Source organism: Rhizobium sp. AN73, from assembly GCF_030757975.1.
Classification (GTDB): domain Bacteria; phylum Pseudomonadota; class Alphaproteobacteria; order Rhizobiales; family Rhizobiaceae; genus Agrobacterium; species Agrobacterium arsenijevicii.
Genome location: NZ_JARWME010000001.1, coordinates 740357 through 765268 on the forward strand (window position 1 = coordinate 740357; position 24912 = coordinate 765268).

The following is a 24912-nucleotide window of genomic DNA, read 5'->3' on the forward strand; positions in this document are numbered from 1 at the left end:
ATGATCGGGCGAGATCGGCGGCGCAATCGGCCCGACGGCCGCAGACGCATGCATGAAGGACAATTTCCCGATGACCACTTCCGCAACAGGCACGGGGATTGCCGGTGTGACCATTTCCGGAAACGGTTTCAGCGCCGAGATCGCTTACGAGGGCGCGACCCTTCTCAGCTGGCGACCGAGACTTGCCGATGGCACCGAAGAAAACCTCGTCGACGGATATTTGACGCCGGCGGAATTGCAGTCGCAGAACGGCGTAAGAAACGGCATTCTCGCTCCCTTCACCAACCGCATCCCGCAGGGCCAATTCCACTTCGGCGGGGAGACGCACCGTATCGCGCCGGTGCTTGCCCACGAAGACCTGGTCTTCCACGGATTTGCCCGAGCCCTGCCCTTTGCCCTCGACCGGTCCTTCGAGGAAAATGATGCTCATGTCCTCGTCTTCCGCGCCGAGATATCGCCTGCGGACTTCAAGGGCTATCCCTATCATCTTGCCATCGAGGTGGAGTACCGGTTTGCTGGCCATGACGTCACCATCGACATACGCGGCATCAATGGTGACGACCGGCCGCTGCCGTTTGCGGCCGGCTGGCACCCCTATTTCCGTCTGCCCGGCATATCCTCCATCGACGATCTCTATCTGACGCTTCCGTCCAGAACGGCAATCGAAACGGACGAGCACTTGATACCGCTCACCGACGGGGAGACAGGTATTCTCAAACGCGACGATGCGGCGTTTCTTTCCGCTACGCCGCTCGCCGGCCATGTGCTCGATGTCTGCTTCACCGATCTCATCGCATCTGCAAACGGGCTTTACGAGACAAGGCTTGAAAACCGGCAGGACGGATCGGCCCTGACGGTGTGGCAGGAGCGCGGCCACATGCATGTTTTCACCGGCGACACGCTTGCCCGCGACAGACGAACATCCATCGCTCTCGAACCCGTCGAGACGCCGACCAATGCCTTCAACCAGCCGGAACTCACTGCGGCGTTGACCCTTCAGCCGGGTGAGAGCCGGAGTTTCCGCTTCGGTTTCCGTTTCGAAACCGCGCGCTGAAAAAACGGCCTGGTATCCCTGTCAAATATGCGTCGTTGGCAGGGACGACGACAGCTTCACCGTTTCCATCGAGATATAGGCGGACATGTCATAAAGCTGGACCCGCCGGAGGAGCTGTTTGTAGATCGTGTCGTAATATTCGACATTCGGCAGCACCAGTTTCAGAATATAATCAAAATTCCCGGTCAACCGGTGAACCTCGACGATCTCCGGTATGGTGCTGACGGCGGCATGGAACTGGTCCAGCCAATCCTCCGCATGCAGGCCGGTTCTCACAAGCAGGAAAACCGTGGTCGGCAGATTGATTTTCCGCCGATCGAGCAGCGCCATCGTGCCCGTCACATATCCTTCCGCACGCAACCGCGTGATGCGGCGTGAGCAGGCAGAAAGCGACAGCGACACCTCATCCGCGATATCGGCGAGCGGCGTTTCTGCATTTTCCTGGAGAATCGCAAGGATTCGGCGGTCACGATCATCAATCATTGGTTAATAATGCACCTGTCTCGATAATGACGCAAGACACTTGCGTTTTTTATATAGATGGCGCGCTCTGTTTGCATTGATGCTTTCAATTGGCTAAAAAAACGCACGCCGTTTTCATGGCAGCAATGGCATTCTTGTTTTCAATCAAATCTTGAAAAGGGAACTCCTATGAAACGGATCGGTCTGATCGGCGGTATGAGCTGGGAATCCACCGCAACCTATTACCGCATGATCAACGAGGCCGTGCGCGACAGCCGCGGCGGGCTGGTCTCGGCCGACATCGTCATGCATTCCCTCGATTTCTCCGAGGTCGTCGCCCTTCAGAAGGCCGACCGCTGGGATGAAGCCGGCGCGCTTTTGGGTGCTGCCGGTGCGCGACTTGCCACAGCAGGGGCCGATTGCGTGTTGATCTGCACCAACACCATGCATCTGGTTGCGGAAACCGTTGAAAAAATGTCGGGCGTCGCCCTTATCGACATCATCGACGAAACCGCTGCCGCACTGAAGGCGGACGGACGCCGCAAGCCGCTTCTGCTCGCCACCCGCTACACCATGGAACACGGCTTCTACACCGACCGCATGCGCCGCCACGGTGTCGACGTGGTCGTGCCCGATGCGGAAGACAGGGCCGCCGTCCACGACATCATCTTCGGCGAGTTGTGCCAGGGCGAGATCAAGTCGTGCTCGCGCGAGCGCTATCTGTCGGTCATCGAGAAAGCCCGTGCGCTCGGCGTCGATTCCGTCATTCTCGGCTGCACCGAAATTTCCCTGCTGATCGATCCCGACGCCCTTCCTTTGCCGGGTTACGATTCGACCGCCATTCACGCCAAGGCCGCCGTTGGCTTTGCGCTCGGAGACAAGGCCCTGAGCAGAGCCGCATGAATGTGCCGCCTCTTTGCCTATTCCGGTAAACCTGTCTGGCTCGACAGTCTTCTGATCGAGCCGGAAGCATCGCTGGTCAGCCAGTCCATGGCCGCAAGAGAAGCCAAAACCGTCGTCAATGGCGACGGTTGTGGTCTTGGCTGGTATGGCGAACGCGGGACGCCCGGCGTTTTTCGCGATACCAGACCCGCCTGGTCCGATGCCAATCTGGCTGCCCTTTGCCACCAGCTACGCTCGGGCATGTTCATGGCCCATGTCCGCTCCGCCACCTCAGGCGAAGTATCCCGCGCAAACTGCCATCCCTTTGCGCACGGGCAATATCTGTTCATGCATAACGGCCAGATCGGCGGTTACGAGCAGATCAGGCGCGACATCGATTCCCTCATTCCTGACAATATCTATGCTTCCCGGCGCGGCACCGGCGACAGCGAAGCCATCTTCCTGATCGCCGCCGGCCACGGCCTTGATGCGGACCCGGTCCGGGCCATTTCCACAGCATTACGCCTCTGCCTGGAAAAGATGATCGTAGCGGGCGTTTCTTCCGCCTTGCGGTTCAGCGCCGTGCTGATGGATGGCGACTGTCTGCACGCCTTCCGCTGGTCAAGCGACGACAAGCCGCCGACGCTTTACTGGCGCGGACTTGAAGAGGGCATCGCGCTGAGTTCGGAACCGTTCTCCTTCGATTGCACCCCCTGGTGCGCCGTTCCGCCCAATACCCGGGTGACGATCCGTGCCGGCGGGATGATGACTGAACCTTTTTTCCCGCGGTAAACATCATTTTCCAGGTGATCGAAGCCGTTTTTTCACCGCCGCCGCCACAAGCCGGCGCGGCTGCGGCACCGCCCCGTTTATTTTCATTGAATTCTCTCCGCTGCGAAGGCTAGTGTGTGATCCGATAGACCGAAACAGTTTTCAGGACCGGTGAACCATTTCAGAAATATTGCAGCCCCTCTCCCTTTTATGAACGATGCCCGGCATCGCAAATACCACGCCACTCCGTTCAAGAACGGCGCACACAGGGCCGGCAATGCCTTCGGCGATCCATGGGGATGCTGAGGAAAAAGTCTTATTTTTCATTACGCTAAGCTATTCAAGTTTCCGCAAAAAATGCTGTTGCCACGCCTCCATATCGATGCATAAACTGGCATCAGCAAAGGCAAACCGGATCGACCTCTCAGACCCTCTCCTCCCACCAAGGTGCTGACCGACCAATGATCAATAATCTAAACGCCGCCGATCTTCCCCGCCCCGCCCCACGCAGTTCCAACCCGGAAATCATGGCGGCCGAAATCATCGAGCGCCTCACCTACCGTATCGGCAAGGACGTCAAGGTTGCCAAGCCGCACGACTGGCTGACCGCAACCATTCTCGTCGTCCGCGACCGCATCATCGACAAGTGGATGGCCTCCACCCGCAAGGCCTATGCCAACAATTCCAAGCGCGTTTATTACCTGTCGCTCGAGTTTCTGATCGGCCGCCTGATGCGCGATGCCATCTCCAATATCGGGCTGATGCAGGAAATCAGGGACGCGCTTTCCTCGCTCGGCGTCGATCTCGACGTCATTGCCGGGCTGGAGCCGGATGCCGCACTCGGCAATGGCGGCCTTGGCCGTCTGGCCGCCTGTTTCATGGAATCCATGGCAACGGTCGACATTCCCGCCTATGGCTACGGCATCCGTTACGTGCACGGCCTTTTCCGTCAGCAGATGGCGGACGGATGGCAGGTGGAACTGCCGGAAACCTGGCTGGCGCACGGCAATCCGTGGGAATTCGAACGCCGCGAAAGCTCTTATGAAATCGGCTTCGGCGGATCGGTGGAAACCATCGGCGGATATGAGGAGCCACAGCGCTTCGTCTGGAAACCGGCCGAACGCGTCATCGCCATGGCTTACGATACGCCGGTCGTCGGCTGGCGCGGCACCCGCGTCAACACATTGCGCCTGTGGTCGGCGCAGCCTATCGACCCCATTCTGCTGGCCGCCTTTAATGCCGGCGACCACATTGGCGCACTGAAAGAAAGCAACAAGGCCGAAAGCCTGACGCGCGTTCTTTACCCCGCCGATGCGACGCCCGCCGGTCAGGAACTGCGCCTGCGGCAGGAATTCTTCTTCTCCTCCGCCTCCCTGCAGGACATTCTGCGTCGTCACCTGCAGCAATATCCGGATTTCACCTCGTTGCCCGACAAGGTTTCGATCCAGCTCAACGATACGCATCCGGCCATTTCCATCTGCGAAATGATGCGCCTGCTCTGCGATGTCCATGGCCTTGAATTCGACGAAGCCTGGACGATTACGCAGGGAACCTTCTCCTACACCAACCACACGCTTCTGCCGGAAGCGCTGGAAAGCTGGCCGGTGCCGTTGCTCGAGCGTCTTTTGCCGCGGCACATGCAGATCGTCTACGCGATCAATGCCAATACGCTGGTCTACGCCCGCAAGGAAAAGAAGATGCCGGATCAGCAGATCTCGCTCCATCTCTCTCATCGATGAAGGCGGCGAGCGCCGTGTGCGCATGGGCAACCTTGCCTTCATCGGCTCGCATTCCATCAACGGTGTGTCGGCACTTCATACTGAGCTGATGAAGGAAACGGTTTTTGCCGACCTGCACAGCCTTTATCCGGAGCGCATCAACAACAAGACCAACGGCATCACACCGCGCCGCTGGCTGATGCAGTGTAACCCCGGCCTGACGGGGTTGATCCGCGAAGCGATCGGCGACGATTTCCTCGACGATGCGGAAAAACTCACCGCGCTGGACCGTTTCGCTGACGATGCCGGTTTCCGCGAGAAATTCGCCGAGGTGAAGCGTCTGAACAAGGTGCGCCTCGCCAATACCGTGGCGCAACGCATGGGCATCCGCGTCGATCCCTCGGCCATGTTCGACATCCAGATCAAGCGCATCCACGAATACAAGCGCCAGCTTCTGAACCTTATCGAAACGGTGGCGCTTTACGACCAGATCCGCTCCCACCCGGAACTGGAATGGGTACCGCGCGTTAAGTTCTTCGCAGGCAAGGCGGCGCCGAGTTATCACAACGCGAAGCTGATCATAAAACTTGCCAACGATATCGCCCGGGTCATCAACAACGATCCCGCCGTGCGCGGGCTTCTGAAAGTGGTGTTTATTCCGAACTACAACGTCTCGCTTGCGGAAATCATGGTTCCGGCCGCCGATCTTTCCGAACAGATCTCGACGGCGGGCATGGAGGCCTCGGGCACAGGCAACATGAAGTTCGCGCTGAACGGCGCGCTTACCATCGGCACACTGGATGGTGCGAACGTTGAAATGCTCGAACATGTCGGCGAGGACAATATCGTCATCTTCGGCATGACGGCGGAAGAGGTGTCGAAGGCACGCGCCGAGGGCCACAATCCCCGGGCGATCATCGAACAGTCCGCGGAATTGTCGCAGGCGCTGTCATCCATCGCCTCCGGCGTGTTCTCGCCCGACGACCGCTCGCGCTTTGCGGGGCTGATCGACGGTATCTACAACAGCGACTGGTTCATGGTCGCTGCCGACTTCGACGCCTATGCCGATGCACAGCGTAAGGTGGACGCAATCTGGAGCGACCCGGAAAGCTGGTATGCGAAAACAGTCCGTAACACGGCGCGTATGGGCTGGTTCTCGTCCGACAGGACGATCCGGCAATATGCCGCCGACATCTGGAGAGCCTGATGAAAAAACCGCTCAATTCGGCCGAAGAGAAAAAGACTGGCGCGATTACAAAGGCTGAAATCGAGGCGATCAAGAGCGGTGTGCACTCCAACCCCTTTGCACTTCTCGGCGTTCACGAAACGCCGGGAGGTTTTTCCGCGCGCTGTTTCATCCCCGGTGCCGAAGAGGTGTCGGTCCTCACGCTCGACGGTAATTTCATCGGCGAGCTGAAACAGCTCGATCCCGAGGGCTTTTTCGAAGGCCCGGTCGATCTCACTTCCCGTCAGCCGGTGCGTTACCGGGCATGCCGGGACGATGCCGAATGGGCGGTGACCGACCCCTACAGCTTTGGTCCGGTTCTCGGACCGATGGACGATTATTTCGTCCGTGAGGGGTCGCATCTGCGGCTGTTCGACAAGATGGGCGCTCATCCGCTCAAGCTTGAAGGCGTTGAAGGTTTCCACTTCGCCGTCTGGGCTCCCAATGCCAGGCGCGTCTCCGTCGTCGGTGATTTCAACAATTGGGACGGCCGCCGGCATGTGATGCGTTTCCGCAAGGATACGGGCATCTGGGAAATCTTCGCACCTGACGTCTATGCCGGTTGCGCTTATAAGTTCGAAATCCTCGGCGCCAATGGCGAGCTTCTGCCGCTGAAGGCCGACCCCTATGCGCGGCGCGGCGAGTTGCGGCCGAAGAATGCTTCCGTTACCGCGCCGGAACTGGCGCAGAAATGGGAAGACCAGGCCCACCGGGAACATTGGGCGCAGGTGGACCAGCGCCGCCAGCCGATCAGCATTTACGAGGTTCACGCCGGTTCCTGGCAGCGCCGCGCGGACGGCACATTCTTAAGCTGGGACGAACTAGCCGCCCAGCTCATTCCCTACTGCACGGATATGGGCTTCACCCATATCGAGTTTCTGCCGATCACCGAACATCCCTATGACCCCTCCTGGGGTTACCAGACGACCGGGCTTTACGCCCCGACCGCCCGTTTCGGCGATCCGGAAGGTTTCGCGCGTTTCGTCAACGGCGCCCACAAGGTCGGCATCGGCGTGATCCTCGACTGGGTTCCGGCGCATTTTCCGACCGACGAGCACGGCCTGCGCCTGTTCGACGGGACAGCGCTTTACGAACATGCCGATCCGCGTCAGGGTTTTCATCCTGACTGGAACACGGCCATCTACAATTTCGGCCGCATCGAGGTCTTGTCCTACCTTGTCAACAACGCGCTTTATTGGGCCGAGAAATTCCATCTCGACGGATTGCGCGTCGATGCGGTCGCCTCGATGCTCTATCTCGATTATTCCCGCAAGGAAGGCGAGTGGATCCCCAACGAATATGGCGGTCGCGAGAATCTCGAATCCGTCCGCTTCCTGCAGAAGATGAATTCGCTCGTTTATGGCACCCATCCGGGCGTCATGACCATCGCGGAAGAATCCACCTCCTGGCCGAAAGTGTCGCAGCCTGTTCACGAGGGCGGCCTCGGTTTCGGCTTCAAATGGAACATGGGTTTCATGCACGACACGCTGAGCTATTTCTCGCGTGAGCCGGTGCATCGCAAGTTCCACCATCAGGAACTGACCTTCGGGCTGCTTTATGCCTTCACCGAAAATTTCGTGCTGCCACTTTCCCATGACGAGGTGGTGCACGGCAAGGGATCGCTGATCGCCAAGATGTCCGGCGACGACTGGCAGAAATTCGCCAATCTCCGGTCCTATTACGGCTTCATGTGGGGTTATCCCGGCAAGAAGCTGCTGTTCATGGGGCAGGAGTTCGCCCAGTGGAGCGAATGGAGCGAAAAGGGATCGCTCGACTGGAACCTTCGCCAATATCCGATGCATGAGGGCATGCGCCGCCTCGTGCGCGATCTCAACCTCACCTACCGTTCGAAAGCCGCTCTGCACGCCCGTGACTGTGAACCCGAAGGCTTCCAATGGCTGGTAGTCGACGATCACGAGAATTCGGTCTTCGCCTGGCTGCGCTCGGCGCCCGGCGAAAAACCGGTGGCGGTCATCTGCAATCTGACCCCGGTCTATCGGGAAAACTATTATGTGCCGCTTCCTCTTGCGGGGCGGTGGCGGGAGATTCTCAACACCGACGCCGAAATTTATGGCGGCAGCGGCAAGGGAAATGGCGGACGCGTTCAGGCGGTCAATGCCGGCGGGGAAATCGGGGCGATGCTCGTCCTGCCGCCCTTGGCAACGATCATGCTCGAACCGGAAAACTGACAGACAGAACGGGAGGACACCATGTCGGAAAAAAGAGTTCAGCCCCTGGCGCGTGATGCAATGGCCTATGTCCTCGCGGGCGGAAGAGGAAGCCGCCTGAAGGAATTGACCGACCGCCGGGCAAAGCCCGCCGTCTATTTCGGTGGCAAGGCGCGCATCATTGATTTTGCACTCTCGAATGCGCTCAACTCAGGCATCCGCCGCATCGGCGTCGCCACGCAATACAAGGCGCACTCCCTCATCCGCCACCTGCAACGCGGCTGGGACTTCTTCCGCCCCGAGCGTAACGAAAGCTTCGACATTCTGCCGGCCTCGCAGCGCGTCTCCGAAACGCAATGGTACGAAGGCACCGCCGACGCCGTTTACCAGAACATCGACATCATCGAGCCCTATGCACCGGAATATATGGTCATTCTGGCCGGCGACCATATTTACAAGATGGACTACGAATACATGCTGCAGCAGCATGTCGACTCCGGCGCTGACGTGACGATCGGCTGCCTTGAAGTGCCGCGCATGGAAGCGACCGGCTTCGGCGTGATGCATGTGAACGAAAAAGACGAGATCATCGACTTTATCGAAAAGCCGGCCGATCCGCCCGGCATTCCCGGCAATGAGAGTTTCGCGCTCGCCTCGATGGGTATCTACGTCTTCCACACGAAGTTCCTGATGGAAGCCCTGCGCCGCGATGCCGCCGACCCGACCTCCAGCCGCGACTTCGGCAAGGACATCATTCCCTATATCGTCGAGCACGGCAAAGCCGTCGCGCACCGCTTCGCCTCCTCCTGCGTGCGTTCGGATTTCGAGCACGAACCCTACTGGCGCGATGTCGGCACCATTGATGCCTATTGGCAGGCCAACATCGACCTGACGGATGTGGTGCCGGACCTCGATATTTACGACAAATCCTGGCCGATCTGGACCTATGCGGAAATCACCCCGCCGGCGAAATTCGTGCATGACGATGAGGACCGTCGCGGTTCGGCCGTGTCGTCGGTCGTGTCAGGCGATTGCATTATTTCCGGCGCCGCCCTCAACCGCAGCCTTCTGTTCACAGGCGTGCGCGCCAATTCATACTCCCGCCTTGAGAATGCCGTAGTACTGCCGAGTGTGAAGATCGGGCGCCATGCCCAGCTCAGCAACGTCGTCATCGACCATGGAGTGGTCATTCCGGAAGGACTGATTGTAGGAGAAGACCCTGAACTGGATGCCAAGCGTTTCCGCCGCACGGAAAACGGCATTTGCCTTATCACCCAATCGATGATCGACAAGCTGGACCTGTAGAGCCCATGAATGTCCTTTCGGTTTCATCCGAAGTCTATCCCCTGATCAAGACCGGAGGGCTCGCCGACGTTGCCGGCGCCCTCCCCATCGCGCTCGAAGCCTATGGCGTCAGAACGCGGACATTGATACCCGGATATCCGGCGGTGAAAGCCGCCGTGACGGACCCCGTCAAATGTTTCGAGTTTACCGATCTGCTTGGCGAAAAAGCCGAGCTGCTCGAAGTCCGACACGAGGGGCTCGACCTTCTGATCCTCGACGCGCCCGCCTATTACGAGCGTTCCGGCGGCCCTTATCTCGGCCAGACCGGCAAGGATTATCCTGACAATTGGAAGCGTTTTGCCGCGCTGTCGCTCGCGGCAGCGCGTATCGGCGCCGGTGTCCTCCCCGGCTGGCGGCCGGATATGGTGCATGCGCATGACTGGCAGGCCGCCATGACCCCGGTCTATATGCGTTATGCCGAAACGCCTGAGATCCGAGCCTTCTAACCATCCACAACATCGCCTTTCAGGGTCAGTTCGGTGCCAATATCTTCAGCAAGCTCGAATTGCCCGCCCATGCCTTCGGCATCGAGGGCATCGAATATTTCAACGATGTGAGCTTCCTCAAGGGCGGCTTGCAGACGGCGACCGCACTCAGCACCGTCAGCCCCTCCTATGCAGAGGAAATCCTGACCCCGGAATTCGGCATGGGGCTGGAAGGGGTGATCGGCAGCCGCGCCCATGTGCTGCACGGCATCGTCAACGGTATCGATGCCGATGTCTGGAACCCCGCCACCGACCATCTGATCCATGACAATTATTCCGCCGCCAACCTCAAGAACCGTGCCCTGAACAAGAAGGCCGTCGCCGAACATTTCCGTATCGATGATGACGACAGCCCGCTTTTCTGCGTCATTTCCCGCCTGACCTGGCAAAAGGGCATCGACCTCATGGCGGAAGCCGTGGACGAGATCGTTTCCCTCGGTGGCCGTCTCGTGGTGCTTGGAGCGGGCGATGTGGCGCTGGAAGGCGCGCTTCTGGCGGCGGCATCCCGCCACCACGGCCGCGTCGGTGTCGCGATCGGTTATAACGAACCGCTGTCACATCTCATGCAGGCGGGGTGCGATGCGATCATCATTCCTTCGCGTTTCGAACCCTGTGGCCTGACCCAGCTTTACGCGCTGCGTTACGGCTGCATTCCGGTCGTCGCCCGCACGGGCGGTCTCAACGACACCGTGATCGACGCCAACCATGCCGCCATCGCCAGCAAGGCGGCGACCGGCGTGCAATTTTCACCCGTCACGCTGGACGGTCTGAAACAGGCGATCCGCCGGACCGTCCGTTATTATCACGACCCGAAACTGTGGACACAAATGCAGAAACTCGGGATGAAATCCGATGTTTCCTGGGAAAAAAGCGCCGCTCTCTACGCCGCGCTTTACAGCCAGCTTATTTCGAGAGGCCATTGAAACAATGATCAAGACCGTTCAGACGACGCCCTTCCAGGACCAAAAACCGGGCACATCCGGCCTGCGCAAGAAGGTGCCAGTCTTCGCCCAGGAAAATTACGCCGAGAACTTCATCCAGTCGATCTTCGACGCGCTTGAGGGCTTTGAAGGCCAGACACTGGTGATCGGCGGCGATGGCCGTTATTATAACCGCGAAGTCATCCAGAAGGCGATCAAGATGGCCGCCGCTGCCGGTTTCGGCAAGGTGCTCGTCGGTCAGGGTGGCATTCTCTCCACCCCCGCCGCCTCCAACGTCATCCGCAAATACAAGGCCTTTGGCGGCATCGTGCTTTCCGCCAGCCACAATCCCGGCGGCCCGACCGAAGATTTCGGCATCAAGTACAATATCGGCAATGGCGGTCCTGCACCTGAAAAGATCACCGATGCGATCTATGCCCGCTCGAAGGTCATCGACAGCTACAAAATTTCCGACGCCGCCGACATCGATCTCGACAAGGTGGGCAGCTTCAAGGTGGATGAGCTGACGGTCGATGTCATCGATCCGGTCGCCGATTATGCCGCCCTGATGGAAGAACTGTTCGATTTTGCCGCCATTCGCGCCCTGATCGCCGGCGGCTTCAAGGTCGTGGTCGATTCCATGAGCGCCGTTACCGGCCCTTATGCGGTGGAAATCATCGAAAAACGCCTCGGCGCACCGAAGGGTTCGGTCCGCAACGCAACCCCGTTGCCCGATTTCGGCGGCCACCATCCCGACCCGAACCTCGTGCACGCCAAGGAGCTTTATGACGATGTCATGAGCCCGGAAGGTCCCGATTTCGGCGCAGCGTCGGATGGCGACGGCGACCGCAACATGGTTGTCGGCAAGGGCATGTTCGTCACCCCGTCCGACAGCCTGGCGATCATCGCCGCCAACGCAAGGCTGGCCCCCGGTTATGCCGCCGGCATTTCCGGCATCGCCCGTTCCATGCCGACAAGTGCGGCAGCCGACCGTGTTGCCGAAAAGCTCGGACTTGGCATGTACGAGACCCCGACCGGCTGGAAGTTCTTCGGCAACCTCATGGATGCCGGCAAGGTGACGATCTGCGGCGAGGAAAGCTTCGGCACCGGTTCGAACCATGTGCGTGAAAAGGATGGCCTGTGGGCCGTGCTCTACTGGCTGAACATCGTTGCCGCGCGCAAGGAAAGCGTGAAGGATATCGTTACCAAGCACTGGGCCGAATATGGCCGCAACTATTATTCCCGCCACGATTATGAGGAAGTGGATTCGGACGCGGCCAACACGCTTGTGGCCATCCTGCGCGAAAAACTCGCCACGCTTCCCGGCACCAGCTACGGCAATCTCAAGGTCGCGGCTGCCGACGATTTCGCCTATAACGATCCGGTCGACCAGTCCGTCAGCAAGAATCAGGGCATCCGCATCCTGTTCGAAGGCGGTTCGCGCATCGTGTTGCGCCTTTCCGGCACCGGCACCGCGGGAGCAACGCTCAGGCTTTACGTGGAGCGCTATGAGGCGGACGCCGCCCGTCACGGTATCGAAACACAGACGGCCCTCGCCGACCTGATCTCCGTCGCCGATACGATCGCCGGCATCAAGGCCCATACCGGCCGCAACGAACCGAGCGTTATTACGTAAGGGTTTGGTTGCCACACTCAACGTCATCCTCGGGCTTGACCCGAGGATGCTCGATTTCAGCAGGTTATGGATCCTCGGGTCAAGCTCGAGGATGACGGAAGAGAGGTTTTTGCACCTCTGAAACTCTGAGGTGGCCGCAAGGCCATCTCGTGATACCCGCGGACCGCCTTCTCCCTTTGCGGAGGAGAAAAACCATCCCCCGGAGAGACAGACCATGCAGAAACCATCCGTTTTCCCCAAAGGCGCGACCCAGACGGAAAACGGAACGGAATTTGCGGTCTATTCGCGGCACGCCTCCCGGATCGACCTTTGCCTTTTTGATGCAACGGGTGAAAAAGAGACGGCCCGTTTGACGATGACGCGTGGTGAGGATGACATTCACCGGCTGACGGTCACTGAAGCCGGGGCCGGCACGCGATATGGTTATCGCGCCGACGGCATTTATGCCCCTGAACATGGCCTGTGGTTCGACCCTTCCAAATTGCTGCTCGACCCCTATGCCACGGAGATAGACCAGCCATTCCGGCATGATCCCGCGCTTTTTGCCTTTGGCGAAGAAACGGGCGCGATCATGCCGAAGGCCATCCTGTCGCAATACGAACCCGTCAGGCGCCAGCCGCCGCATTTTGCTGAAGGCGGGCTGATCTACGAACTTTCAGTCAAATCCTTCACCAAATTGCATCCCGAAGTGCCGGAAGGGCTGAGAGGCACCGTGGCAGCGCTGGCGCATCCCGCCATTATCGCGCATTTGAAAAAAATCGGCGTCGATGCGGTGGAACTGATGCCAATCACCGCATGGATCGATGAGCGCCACTTGCCGCCGCTCGGCCTTTCCAATGCATGGGGCTACAATCCCGTCGGTTTCATGGCGCTCGATCCGCGCCTCTGCCCCGGCGGAGTGAAGGAGTTGCGCGACACGGTTGCCGTGCTGCATGCGCAGGGCATCGGCGTCATTCTCGATCTGGTCTTCAACCATACCGGCGAGAGCGACAGCGCCGGCTCCATTCTGTCGCTGCGCGGGCTGGATAATCTCACCGCCTTCCGGCACCCGCAGGGCAAGCCCGGCATACTGGTCAACGACACCGGCACCGGCAACACGGTTGCCTGCGACCACCCCTATATTCGCCAGCTCATCATCGATCTGCTCAGACATTTCGTTTTGAGTGCCGGCGTCGATGGCTTCCGTTTCGATCTCGCGCCCATACTCGGAAGAACGGCCAACGGCTTCGATATGGCCAGCGAAACGCTTGCCGCCATGCATTCCGACCCCGTGCTTTACGACCGCATATTGATCGCCGAACCGTGGGATATCGGCCCCGGCGGCTACCAGCTCGGCAATTTCCCCGAGAGCTTTCTGGAATGGAATGACCGCGCCCGCGACGACATGCGCCGTTTTTGGCGCGGCGATGCGGGAACGACCGGCGCACTGGCCAATGCGCTTTCCGGGTCTTCACCGATCTTTTCCCGCCACGATCGTTCGAAAAGCCGCAGCGTCAATTTCCTTGCAGCTCATGATGGTTTCACCCTGTTCGATCTCGTCAGCCACGAGCACAAGCACAATGACAAGAACGGCGAGAACAATCGCGATGGTCACAATGAAAACCACTCCTGGAACAACGGCTACGAGGGCCAGACCAACGACCCGGCCATCCTTGCCGCCCGGCTTGCGGATGTGAAAGCACTGCTCTCCACGCTTTTCGTCAGCCGCGGTACATTGATGCTGACCGCCGGTGACGAGGGCGGCCGCAGCCAGCATGGCAACAACAATGCCTATTGCCAGGACAATGAGATAACGTGGGTCGACTGGTCGTCGCTCTCCCCGGAACTGACTGACCACACGGCATTTCTTTCAGCACTTCGCAAACGCTTTGGCGTCTTTTCGCAAACCGAGTTTCTCTCCGGCAATGGCGATGTGACATGGCTTGCGCCCGGCGGAAAACCGATGACGGTCGCGGAATGGGAAAGGCCGGACATGCCGGCCTTCGCCATGGTTCTTTCAACCCCGGACCACGAGACCGGAAACGACGCAGAGCTTGCCGTGCTCATCAACCGCAGCCGGGAAATTGTGCCCTTCACGCTGCCGGGCGACGACTGGCACGCGGTCGGTACGGATTTCGGCAATCCGGCCTTCCTGCCTGCCCGCTCGGTGGTGTTTTATCTGCGCGGTTGATCGCTTAGCTCCGGCTCCTTTATAAGTTCCGCGAGGCAACCGAGAAGAGGTAACATGGCAAAGGACATAGCGCTGGCAGAGATGAAAAATCTCGTCGGCACGGAAATGGGCGTTTCCGACTGGATTACCGTCGACCAGTCAATGATAAACGCCTTCGCAAAAGCGACGCTGGACGATCAGTTCATCCACACCGACCCGGAACGCGCCAAGGCGGAAAGCCCCTTTGGCGGCACCATCGCACATGGGTTCCTGACGCTTTCGCTGCTTTCGGCGCTGAATTACGATGCCCTGCCCCGCATTCGCGAAACGACCATGGGCATCAATTACGGCTTTGACGCCGTCCGCTTCGTCGCACCGGTCAAAAGCGGCGCGCGGGTGCGTGGTCGTTTCACTTTGGCCGAGGCGCGCTTTCGCGGTGCCGCCATGCTGGTGACGACCTATGACGTGACGGTGGAAATCGAAAACGAGAAAAAACCGGCACTCACCGCCCGCTGGATCACCATCAGCCAGTTCAACCCCGAGGACAGGCCGGAAGACGCCTGATGGGGAAGTAAATCCCAATTTCAGATCGGAGTGACTGTGAGATTCGCATATTTGATAGAACCTCCGTTCAACTACAGGAACGAAACCGGTGATGTCACCGGGTGCGATGTGGAGTTGGCGCGGGTCGTTCTGGCCATCATCGGTATTCATGACATTGAATTCATCGAAGCCGAATTCTCGCAATTGTTGCCTGGCCTGAACGAGAACCTTTGGGACATGACCACGGGCCTCTTCGATACGGCTGAACGCAGAAAGATCGTTGCGTTCAGCAATCCTATCTGGGCATTGCCCGATGGCCTCCTCGTGAAGAAGGGCAATCCGAGAAAGCTTGCCGGATACGCTTCGGCAGCGAAAAATTCGGAATGTACGCTGGTCGCGATCCGTGATCAGATCCAACATCGCGTAATTATGGAAGCTGGCGTGTCCGATGACCGCATTCTCGTCTGCGAAACCTACGACGAGGCCGCTCAAGCCGTCTTGGATGGCCGCGCCGACGCCTATGCCAGTGTGGCCATGGCTCATCTCGGCTTCCTACAGCAAAATCCAGAGCTGGATCTGGAAATTGTCACCGTTTCACCGAAAGAACGACCCGCGGCCTCAGGCGCATTTGCTTTCCGCCAATCCGACCGGGAACTCCAGAGCGCGGTCGATGCGGCGCTGCTTCGTTATATCGGATCAGACGAGCATCGTGCATTGATGCGAAATTTTGGTTTTGATGATCAAGCCCTCGCCAGCGGCGAGGCCGGTCGGGCAAGTTAACGCCAGATTGTGCGAAAGGAGACTGCCCAATGCATGACGACGCCGTAAGGAATGCGTTTCTGGCTCAGGCAAAAGCCTGCGACACCCTTGGTTCGCCCTTTATCGCAAGACTTTGTCGCGCGGTGGCGGCACGGCTGGACCGACAGACGGAAGTCGGCGAGAGGATCTTGTCCTGGCCCGGCGATGTCGGCCCCTCCGGCGATTCCGTGCCCCTTCGGCTTGCCGGTGCCCTGCATGCGCTTGTCATTCAGGACAAGATCGCGCCGCTTGTCGATATTGCACCCGAAAACGAGGATGCGCTCTGGCAGGCTTGCGCCAGCGCTTTGCGTTTTCATTCAGACTTCATCCTCGAAAGGCTGAAATCGCCGCCACAGACAAATGAGGTCCGTCGTTCCGCCGTGCTGCTGCCGGGCTTCCTTTCCATTACAGAGCTTACCGGCAAGCCGCTGGTTCTTTCCGAGGTCGGTGCCAGCGCCGGGCTGAACCTGCAGTTTGACCGTTACCGGTACCGTCTCGGCGACCTCGCATGGGGCGAACAATCCGAGGTGTTCATGTCGCCGGAGTGGCGCGGAAACACCCCGCCGGATACACGGGTCGAGGTTATCGAGCGCGCCGGCTGCGATCTTAATCCGCTCGATCCGTCGTCGACCGAAGACCGGTTGCGGCTGATGTCCTATGTCTGGGCCGATCAGACCGACAGGCTGGAACGCACGGCAGCGGCCTTGCGGATTGCGGTCGAGAACGGCCTGCATGTCGAAAAGGCCGATGCGATCGACTGGCTGAAACGCCGCCTTGCCACGCAACACCCGGGTGCTACCCATGTCGTCTACCATTCCATCGCCTGGCAATATCTGCCGGATGCCTTGAAACAGGCGGGCGAAGCCCTGATTGCCGAGGCTGGCGCCCGCGCCACGCCGGATGCCCCGCTTGCCCGCCTGCAGATGGAGGCGGATGCGACGCCGGGTAGCGCCGCGATCACGCTGCAAATCTGGCCGACCGGCGAGAAGCAGGAAATCGGTCGCGCCGATTTCCATGGGCGATGGGTCGAATGGCGCGGGTGGCGATCGGAATAGAGTAGCCGGCGATGGAGTGGAAGCACGCGCCTTGCTGTCTTCTCCCCGTCGGGGATAAGAAACAAGCGGCAACTTCGAGCACTATAATTGCCCTGCGGCCGAATGCCGTCCGGGCTTAAACCGCCACGTCCTGCGCCGCTTCCTGCAACAGGCCGCCGACATATTCGGCGAAGGAGCGCCAGCACTCCACCCGGAACGTATCATCAGCCACGCGCAGCAGCACCACTTCCGCCTTGCCGAAAACCGTGCGTGAGCAAGCGCCGACCGGGAATTTTGCAAGAGACAGATCCTGCGGGCAACCGGCATTGAGCACAGCCTCCGCGCCGGGGCCGGAGACGATGACGGCCGTATTGCGGTGGGAAACGTCGGTTGCCGAGAACAGACCGGAGACGCCGGAGAGCGCCGCCATCAGGTCGCTTTCGCCCTGATCGATTACCAGCCATTCGTCCGGGCCGATCCAGAGAGCGGAACGCAGACCCGATGTGACGGAGCTTTTCGGGTTCGTCGGCAGAGCGAGACCAAGCGCCTCCGACAGGGCCGACACGGCGCTTTCCCTTGCGCGCAGCGACAGTCGCGATGCGGAAGCGGCGGGCTTCAGCGAGACGAAAGGTGAGCCGCCATGGAAATCCTCAAGCACGGATTTGCGTTTTGCGTGAAGCTTGTCAGCCATTGAGACGGGCTCCTTCCTTGTCGATGAAGACCATGTCGGTCACTTCGACGGCAATTGTTTTATCGGCAAGAGGGATATAGAGCGTTTCGCCCATGCGCGCCCTGCCATCCGCCACCAGTGCGAAGGCGATGGAGTGGCCGAGATTTTCGGACCAGTAGGCGGAGGTGACATGGCCGAGCATGGTCATGGGTTTCGGCTGGTTCGGGTCGGCAACGATCTGGCCGCCCTCTTCCGGAACAGTCAGCCGGTCCTTCGTCTTCAGACCCACAAGCTGCTTGCGGCCGGACCGCATCAGATCCGGGCGCTTGAGGCCACGAATGCCGACGAAATCCGTCTTTTTCTTGGAAACGGCCCAGGCAAGCCCCGCATCATCAGGCGTCACCGTACCATCCGTATCCTGTCCGACAATGATGTAGCCCTTTTCCGCACGCAGGATATGCATGGTTTCGGTGCCATAAAGGCAACCGCCCACGGCTTCGGCCCTTTCGCGGATCGCGGTCCAGACGGCAGCGCCATAATCGGCGGGAACGTTGATTTCGAAACCAAGCTCACCCGTGAAGGACACACGGAAGAGACGCGTGGGAACGCCGCAGAAGGTGCCTTCGGCCACGGCCATATGCGGGAAAGCTTCGGGAGACAGATCGATGCCCTCGACGAAAGGCGCGATCACTTCCCGCGCTTTCGGTCCCTGCACTGCAATCACCGCCCATTGTTCGGTGGCCGATGTCAGCCAGACATTCAGCTCGGGGAATTCGGTCTGGAGATAATCCTCCATGTGCTGGAGAACACGCGGCGCGCCGCCCGTCGTCGTCGTTACATGGAAACGATCTTCGGAAAGACGCCCGACAACGCCGTCGTCGTAAACGAAACCATCTTCGCGGGTCATGATGCCATAACGGCAGCGGCCGGGTTTCAGCGTATCCCAGGCATTGGTGTAGATCAGGTTCAGGAACTTCGCCGCATCCGGACCAACGACCTCGATCTTGCCGAGCGTGGAGGCATCGAACACGCCGACGCTTGTCCGAACCGTCTTGCATTCACGGTTGAGCGCCTCGTGCATGTCCTCGCCGCCACGCGGGAAGAACCATGCGCGTTTCCAGTTGCCCACATCCTCGAAGAGGGCACCTGCGGCCGCCTCTTCGTCATGCATCGGCGTCTTGCGGGTCGGGTCGAACAGCGCACCGCGCGAATGGTTGATGAGCGTGCCGAAGGTGACAGGCGTATAGGGTTGACGGAAGGTGGTGAGGCCCACCTTAGGCAGATCACGCCCAAGCGCTTCCGAGGCAATCGCCAGTCCGTGCATGTTGGACATCTTGCCCTGATCGGACGCCATGCCATTCGTCGTAAAGCGTTTGATGTGCTCGACCGAATGCATGCCTTCGCGCACGGCAAGGCGAATGTCCTTGGCGCAGACATCGTGCTGGAAATCGATGAAAGCCTTGACGCCAGTGCCCTCGCCTGCCCCTTCAGCAGCGCCGATCATGCCGCCGGTCCAGGCCCGTGCATTCTCACCGGAAAATTCCACGGCACTGCCACCTGCGGCCGCAGCCTCGGTAATCAGCGCGGCGAAATCGTCCGTGCCGTTGCAGGCACCCACGGACACGCAGTTCTGCACATGGATATCAGGCAGGAACCGCTGGTTTGCCGCATCAAACTTCAGCTTTCCGCGCGATTGCGAGAAGAGATGCACCGAAGGCGTCCAGCCCGCCGAAACGACGAGCGCGTCGATGGCGATCTTGCGCTTGTTCGACCCGCCATTGCGACCAACGCTCATGGACGAAACGCGCAGCCGACCTGACGTGTCGTAAACGCTGTGGCCTGCCAGCACCTCGATGCCCAGCGCCCGCGCCTCGTCCAGCAACCGCCGGTCGGGGTTCTCGCGGCAATCGACGATGGCAGCGATCTTCACGCCCGCCTTTTTCAGATCGAAGGCCGTCTCATAGGCAGAATCATGGGCGGTGTAGACACCGACATTATTGCCGACGGCCACGCCATAATGGTTGAGATAGATACGCGCAGCGGAAGCCAGCATGATGCCGGGGCGGTCGTTATTCGCAAAGACCATGTGACGCTCGATCGCGCCTACCGCCAGAACGACTTTCCTGGCGCGCACCTGCCACAGTCTTTCACGCGGCTGGTGTTTGGCCGGCGTGGCGAGGTGATCGGTCACGCGCTCGGCCAGCGCCACGAAATTGTGGTTGTAATAACCGAATGCCGTGGTGCGGGTCAAAACACGCACATTGGGCAGGGATTTCAACTCGGCCAGAACCTTCTGCGCCCATTCGTAACCGGGCAGGCCGTCGATGACCACGCCGGTATCAAAACGCAGAGCACCGCCGATTTCGGCATTCTCGTCGACCAGAATGACGCTGGCACCGGTTTTTGCAGCGGCGAGCGCCGCCGTCAGCCCGGCCACGCCGCCGCCGGCCACCAGCACGTCGCAATGGGCATAACGGCCGGAATAATGGTCCGCATCCGGCTCGGTCGGCGCCTTGCCGAGACCGGCGGCGCGGCGGATGATCGGTTCATAGATTTTATGCCAGGCAGCCTTCGGCCACATGAAGGTCTTGTAGTAGAAGCCCGCCGCAAACATCGGTGAAAGGAAATCGTTGATCGCGCTCACATCGAAGGACAACGACGGAAAGCGGTTCTGCGAGGCTATGATGGCCCCATCGAACACATCCTGCACCGTGGCGCGCACATTCGGCTGCTTGCGCAGGCTGTCGCGCGAGACGTCGATCAGCGCATTCGGCTCTTCCGGACCTGCGGAGAGAAAACCGCGCGGTCGGTGATATTTGAACGAACGGCCAATCAGATGCACGCCATTCGCCAGCAGTGCGGACGCAACCGTGTCGCCTTCCAGCGCCTGATAAATCTTGCCGTCGAAGGTGAAGCGTGCCGTTCTGGCGGGTGTCAGACGGCCTGCGCCCTTGATACGATAATCGCCGCTCATGACGCAGCTCCCTTTTGCGCGGAAAGGACCGCTTCGGCATCCGGTTTCGGTTCGCCTGCCTTGTAGGTCATCAGGAATTTGTCGCTGACCGAGATCGCGGGCGGCGTTGAAGAAGCGTCCGCAACCGTGAATGTGGCGCCAGCGCTCGAAAACGAGCCCCTTGTCATTGTCACGAATGAAGAAATACTCGGCGAAGGCCTCGTCCGAAATATCGGCAATGTTTTCCGGCCGGGCGATATGGGCTTCGCCCGCCCAGCGAAATTCCAGTTCGGAACGGTCTTCCCGGCAATAAGGGCAATGGATCAGAAGCATCGTCGCTCCACCTTAAAGAGAACTGTCCGGAAGAATGCTTCCGGCGGGTTGGTCACACAGCCGCTTTCCCATCGCAACAAAGGGGGAAAGCCGCTTCAAAAGTTGCTCGAAATTATCGAATGGTTTCAGCGCTGAAGCGCGGCCCATATTCGCGATGGCAACCGCCATCATGTCAGTATCGATCGCGAAGGGGTAATCGTGCTCGCCATCGTCCTTCACGCCAACGAAATAGACCATCTTCTTCGCCAGGCTCGGCGCGCAGAGAAGAACGCCTTTTTCCGCCACGAACGGCCAGTCGCGTTCACCCTGCATTTTCTGGATTTTCTGGCTGCGAAAATCCCCAACCTCGGGAATGAGATTACCCGCCGGCACGACCGCCGCCGCAAAACCCATATTCGCCGAAAGCAGAACCGCCGCCAGCATCAATGCGCCACGGCAGCAGCTGCGGCCTCGTCGATGAGGCGTCCGGTGCGGAAACGGTCGAGCGTCAGCCCCGCCGCCAGACGGTGCGGTTCGCCGCGCGCGATGAGATGCGCAAACAGGTTGGCCGAACCCGGCGTTGCCTTGAAACCACCCGTTCCCCAGCCGCAATTGACAAAGAGGTTCGGCACCGGCGTCACGCTCTGAATGGCGGAACGGTCCGGTGTATTGTCGGTAATGCCGCCCCATTGGCGCATCATCTTGACGCGACGGAAGATCGGGAACAGCTCGCAGATCGCATCCAGCGTGTGGGTGATGATCTGCAGGCCACCGGTCTGGGAATAGGAATTATACTGGTCCGTGCCCGCGCCGATGACCAGCTCGCCCTTGTCGGACTGGGAGATATAGGCATGCACCGTGTTGGACATGACGACGCAGGGGAAGATCGGTTTCAGCGGTTCCGACACCAGCGCCTGCAACGGGTTGGAATGCAGGGGCACACGCACATCCGCCATTTTCATCAGAACGGAGGAGTGACCGGCGGCGGAAACGCCGATCTTCTTTGCGCCGATGAAACCACGATTGGTTTCGACACCCGTAACCGCCCCGTCCGGTCCGCGACGAATGGCCGTGACCTCGCAATTCTGGATGATGTGGACGCCGCGATCGGAGGCAGCGCGCGCATAGCCCCAGGCCACCGCATCATGGCGCGCCGTGCCGCCACGGCGCTGGAGGGCGGCGCCGTTGATCGGATAACGCGCATTGCCGGAAATTTCGAGCGGCGGGCAATAGGCCTTGGCCTGCTCCGGCGTCAGCCATTCATTGTCGATGCCGTAAAGACGGTTGGCGTTGATATGCCGCTTGAAGGACTGCTGGTCGTGAATATTGTGCGACAGCATCATCACGCCGCGCGCCGAATACATCACGTTGTAATTGAGATCCTGGCTCAGGCCTTCCCACAATTTCAGGGAATGCTCATAGATATCCATGCTCTCTTCATAGAGATAGTTGGAGCGGATAATGGTGGTGTTACGGCCGGTATTGCCGCCGCCGAGCCAGCCCTTTTCCAGCACCGCTATATTGGTAATGCCGTGTTCCTTGGCAAGATAATAGGCGGCCCCCAGACCGTGGCCGCCGCCGCCGATAATGATGACGTCATATTCCTTGCGCGGCTCGGGCGACGCCCATTGCGCATCCCACCCTTTATGACCCCGCAACGCCTCGCGCGCCACGGCAAAAACGGAATATTTGCGCATTCGCAGTCTGCTCCTCAAGAACCGGCCAGAAGCCGAAAGCATAGCTCCGGCACATATTATACACATGGCAAATCGGCATCGGAGGCAATATCCATTTTGCGACGCGGCAATGCTTTTGTTTCGACATCACGGGCAGAATGCCGGGATAGCGGGATTTTGGCTGTTGAATATGCGCTACCGTCTGGACTCGCTGCAAATGATCTGATATTGCACGTCACCAATCGCTAGGCTCGACGGCCGAACGAACGATTTTATTTGCGTGCGAATGCCTTTATTCTCACAGCAATACAACCAGATAAAAAAGGAACGGGATTCACGTGCAGGTACTAGTCCGCGACAATAACGTTGATCAGGCGCTTCGCGCTCTGAAGAAAAAGATGCAGCGCGAAGGCATTTTCCGTGAAATGAAAATGCGCGATTATTACGAAAAGCCTTCCCAGAAGCGCGCCCGCGAAAAGGCTGAAGCTGTTCGCCGCGTTCGCAAGCTGGCACGCAAGCGCGCACAGCGCGAAGGTCTGATCGCAGCTCCGCGCGCGAGCCGTTAATAGGCCGTCTTTTGGACGTTTTTGAATGCTTGTTGGGCGGGGGCGATAAATTCGCCGCCGCTCTTTGTGTTTGTGGCCGGAGACCGATCGTGGGACAACGATTTTGAGACCGGCCTGCGAGGGAACCCACTCCGAATGACCGCTGTTGATGCCTGTGTTGTGAAAAACTCCGATGCCTCCACGCGCCGGGTTCCCCTGAAAAACAACAAAAGATTCCGTGCTACCCTTGTCGTCTGCACCGTCCTTGCCGGCCTTTCCGGCTGTGCGACATCCAACCAGACTGACGACGTCTTCCGGATCGACCGTGCCCAGGGCTCGCAGGAAAACATCGCCTCGCTCACCTCGGTCATCAACGCCAATCCGCAGGATCCGGAGGGCTATAATGTCCGTGGCTCCGCTTATGGCCGCGCCGGTGATTCGCGTCGCGCCATCGAAGATTTCAACAAGGCGCTGCAGCTGAACCCGCGCTTCTACCAGGCCTATGCCAACCGCGCGCTTGTCTATCGCAACTCCGGCCAGCAGCAGCAGGCCTTGCAGGATTACAACGCCGCTTTGCAGATCAATGCTAGCTATGACGTGGCCCTGATCGGCCGCGGCAATCTTTATCGCCAGTCCGGACGGGTAAACGAGGCTTTCAACGATTTCTCCCGCGCCATCGAACTCGAAACCACCGATGGACGCGCATGGCACAATCGCGGCCTGATCTACCAGCTGCGCAACCAGCACGCCCAGGCCATCGAGGACTTCTCCAAGGCGATCTCGCTATCCTCGACCTCGCCGGAACCCTATAACGGCCGTGGTCTTTCCTATGTCGCGCTGAACGACGACGAAAACGCCTTCGCCGATTTCAACCACGCCATTTCGCTGGATGACAAGGTGGCGGAATCCTGGGCCAACCAGGCGCTGGTCTATGAGCGGCGCGGCGAGATGGCCAAGGCCGCCAAGTCCTATTCCCACGCGGCACGGCTTGACCCGAAATACAAGCCCGCGCTCGACGGCGTTGCCCGCACGCGTGGCGCCAGCGCTTCCTGATCAAAACAGGCAAGAACAAAAAAGCCGGCAGGTTTAACACCTGCCGGCTTTTTTTAATGGGAAACGCTGATGCCTCAGTGGCTGTCGCGGCGCGCCTCGGGCGCAGCATCGCCCGTCCACAATTCAGCCTGCACCGCGTTTTGAAATTCCATGACTTCGCGCCGCATGGCGGCGTCCTCATAGCCGAGGCCCGTCAGATAGGCGGCCAGTTCACGGCACTCCCTGCGCCAGAAATCATTCGCCTCCACACCATGCAGCCGGTCGAGCATGGTTGCGCACCGTTTTACATTGGCAATACGGTTCTTTGCCGGAAAGGCGATTACTTCCGAATTCGTCGTCACGCGGGCACCTTGCTCTTCGAGGAATCAATACCGACTTTTTAAAGGCTGGATGGTTAACGAAGTCTGCTAAGCGAGAGAGAAGGCCGGGAAGGCCTTGCACAGACGGACTTTGCGATCGGTCAGATGCAAGAATCTGCGGTGTCAGACGGCCCCGATTCGGGCAAATCGCCGAT

At 59.5% G+C, this 24912-nt stretch carries 18 protein-coding genes and 2 pseudogenes; 14 read left to right on the forward strand and 6 right to left on the reverse strand.

Going from position 1 to position 24912, the window contains the following annotated elements; all coding sequences use genetic code 11:
• Positions 1-70: 70 nt before the first annotated feature.
• The gene (locus RBH10_RS03205) at positions 71-1054 is read left to right on the forward strand and encodes an aldose 1-epimerase (RefSeq protein ID WP_281039055.1); all 984 of its coding nucleotides are present in this window, start codon (positions 71-73) and stop codon (positions 1052-1054) included.
• A 21-nt stretch (positions 1055-1075) separates the two neighbouring features.
• Here the strand turns inward: RBH10_RS03205 and RBH10_RS03210 are convergent, their stop codons facing one another.
• Positions 1076-1537 carry an Lrp/AsnC family transcriptional regulator gene (locus RBH10_RS03210; protein WP_045015699.1) on the reverse strand — a complete coding sequence of 154 codons (462 nt, stop codon included), beginning with the start codon at positions 1535-1537 and terminating at the stop codon, positions 1076-1078.
• Positions 1538-1705: 168 nt separating this feature from the next.
• On the opposite strand from RBH10_RS03210, the gene RBH10_RS03215 reads away from it, so the two are divergent.
• The 11 genes and pseudogenes from RBH10_RS03215 (at position 1706) to RBH10_RS03265 (ending at position 17210) form a co-directional block, all read left to right on the forward strand.
• Complete coding sequence (locus RBH10_RS03215; protein ID WP_281039054.1) at positions 1706-2419, forward strand: aspartate/glutamate racemase family protein; 714 nt, start codon at positions 1706-1708, stop codon at positions 2417-2419.
• Positions 2420-3190, forward strand: coding sequence for a class II glutamine amidotransferase (locus RBH10_RS03220; RefSeq protein ID WP_281039053.1), 771 nt, complete (start codon positions 2420-2422; stop codon positions 3188-3190).
• Positions 3191-3630: 440 nt separating this feature from the next.
• Positions 3631-6094 (forward strand): annotated as a pseudogene (locus RBH10_RS03225) (glycogen/starch/alpha-glucan phosphorylase).
• The gene (glgB, locus tag RBH10_RS03230) at positions 6094-8301 is read left to right on the forward strand and encodes a 1,4-alpha-glucan branching protein GlgB (protein ID WP_281039051.1); all 2208 of its coding nucleotides are present in this window, start codon (positions 6094-6096) and stop codon (positions 8299-8301) included. Before RBH10_RS03225 ends, glgB begins: the two are co-directional and overlap by 1 nt.
• Positions 8302-8322: 21 nt before the next feature.
• Entirely contained in the window at positions 8323-9585 is a 1263-nt protein-coding gene (gene glgC / locus RBH10_RS03235) for a glucose-1-phosphate adenylyltransferase (RefSeq protein ID WP_045015694.1), read from the forward strand.
• A 5-nt stretch (positions 9586-9590) separates the two neighbouring features.
• A pseudogene (gene glgA, locus RBH10_RS03240) lies at positions 9591-11032 on the forward strand (glycogen synthase GlgA).
• 4 nt (positions 11033-11036) lie between these two features.
• On the forward strand, positions 11037-12665 hold the full coding sequence (locus RBH10_RS03245; protein ID WP_281039049.1) for an alpha-D-glucose phosphate-specific phosphoglucomutase: 1629 nt from the start codon (positions 11037-11039) through the stop codon (positions 12663-12665).
• 214 nt (positions 12666-12879) lie between these two features.
• Complete coding sequence (gene glgX / locus RBH10_RS03250; protein WP_306180413.1) at positions 12880-14835, forward strand: glycogen debranching protein GlgX; 1956 nt, start codon at positions 12880-12882, stop codon at positions 14833-14835.
• A gap of 54 nt (positions 14836-14889) precedes the next feature.
• Positions 14890-15378, forward strand: coding sequence for a MaoC family dehydratase (locus RBH10_RS03255; protein ID WP_045015690.1), 489 nt, complete (start codon positions 14890-14892; stop codon positions 15376-15378).
• 36 nt (positions 15379-15414) lie between these two features.
• Entirely contained in the window at positions 15415-16137 is a 723-nt protein-coding gene (locus tag RBH10_RS03260; RefSeq protein WP_281039047.1) for a transporter substrate-binding domain-containing protein, read from the forward strand.
• Positions 16138-16166: 29 nt separating this feature from the next.
• Positions 16167-17210, forward strand: a complete 1044-nt coding sequence (locus RBH10_RS03265) for a DUF2332 domain-containing protein (RefSeq protein WP_281039046.1) — start codon at positions 16167-16169, stop codon at positions 17208-17210.
• Positions 17211-17325: 115 nt separating this feature from the next.
• On the opposite strand, the gene RBH10_RS03270 is transcribed toward RBH10_RS03265, so the two are convergent.
• Genes RBH10_RS03270 through RBH10_RS03285 form a run of 4 tightly spaced genes read right to left on the reverse strand, consistent with a single transcriptional unit; the run spans position 17326 to position 22821 of the window.
• Complete coding sequence (locus RBH10_RS03270) at positions 17326-17880, reverse strand: sarcosine oxidase subunit gamma (RefSeq protein ID WP_281039045.1); 555 nt, start codon at positions 17878-17880, stop codon at positions 17326-17328.
• Positions 17873-21145, reverse strand: a complete 3273-nt coding sequence (locus RBH10_RS03275) for a sarcosine oxidase subunit alpha family protein (RefSeq protein WP_306180414.1) — start codon at positions 21143-21145, stop codon at positions 17873-17875. Before RBH10_RS03275 ends, RBH10_RS03270 begins: the two co-directional genes overlap by 8 nt.
• A gap of 12 nt (positions 21146-21157) precedes the next feature.
• Positions 21158-21568, reverse strand: a complete 411-nt coding sequence (locus RBH10_RS03280) for a hypothetical protein (protein ID WP_281039043.1) — start codon at positions 21566-21568, stop codon at positions 21158-21160.
• Positions 21568-22821: a sarcosine oxidase subunit beta family protein gene (locus RBH10_RS03285; RefSeq protein ID WP_004431781.1), complete on the reverse strand. Its 1254-nt coding sequence runs from the start codon at positions 22819-22821 to the stop codon at positions 21568-21570. Before RBH10_RS03285 ends, RBH10_RS03280 begins: the two co-directional genes overlap by 1 nt.
• Positions 22822-23138: 317 nt before the next feature.
• On the opposite strand from RBH10_RS03285, the gene rpsU reads away from it, so the two are divergent.
• The gene (gene rpsU, locus RBH10_RS03290) at positions 23139-23366 is read left to right on the forward strand and encodes a 30S ribosomal protein S21 (RefSeq protein ID WP_006313768.1); all 228 of its coding nucleotides are present in this window, start codon (positions 23139-23141) and stop codon (positions 23364-23366) included.
• Between the two features lie 135 nt (positions 23367-23501).
• A complete protein-coding gene (locus tag RBH10_RS03295; RefSeq protein ID WP_281039042.1) occupies positions 23502-24398 on the forward strand; it encodes a tetratricopeptide repeat protein in 897 nt (298 codons plus the stop codon).
• 74 nt (positions 24399-24472) lie between these two features.
• On the opposite strand, the gene RBH10_RS03300 is transcribed toward RBH10_RS03295, so the two are convergent.
• On the reverse strand, positions 24473-24739 hold the full coding sequence (locus tag RBH10_RS03300; protein ID WP_045015683.1) for a DUF6074 family protein: 267 nt from the start codon (positions 24737-24739) through the stop codon (positions 24473-24475).
• Between the last annotated feature and the right edge of the window lie 173 nt (positions 24740-24912).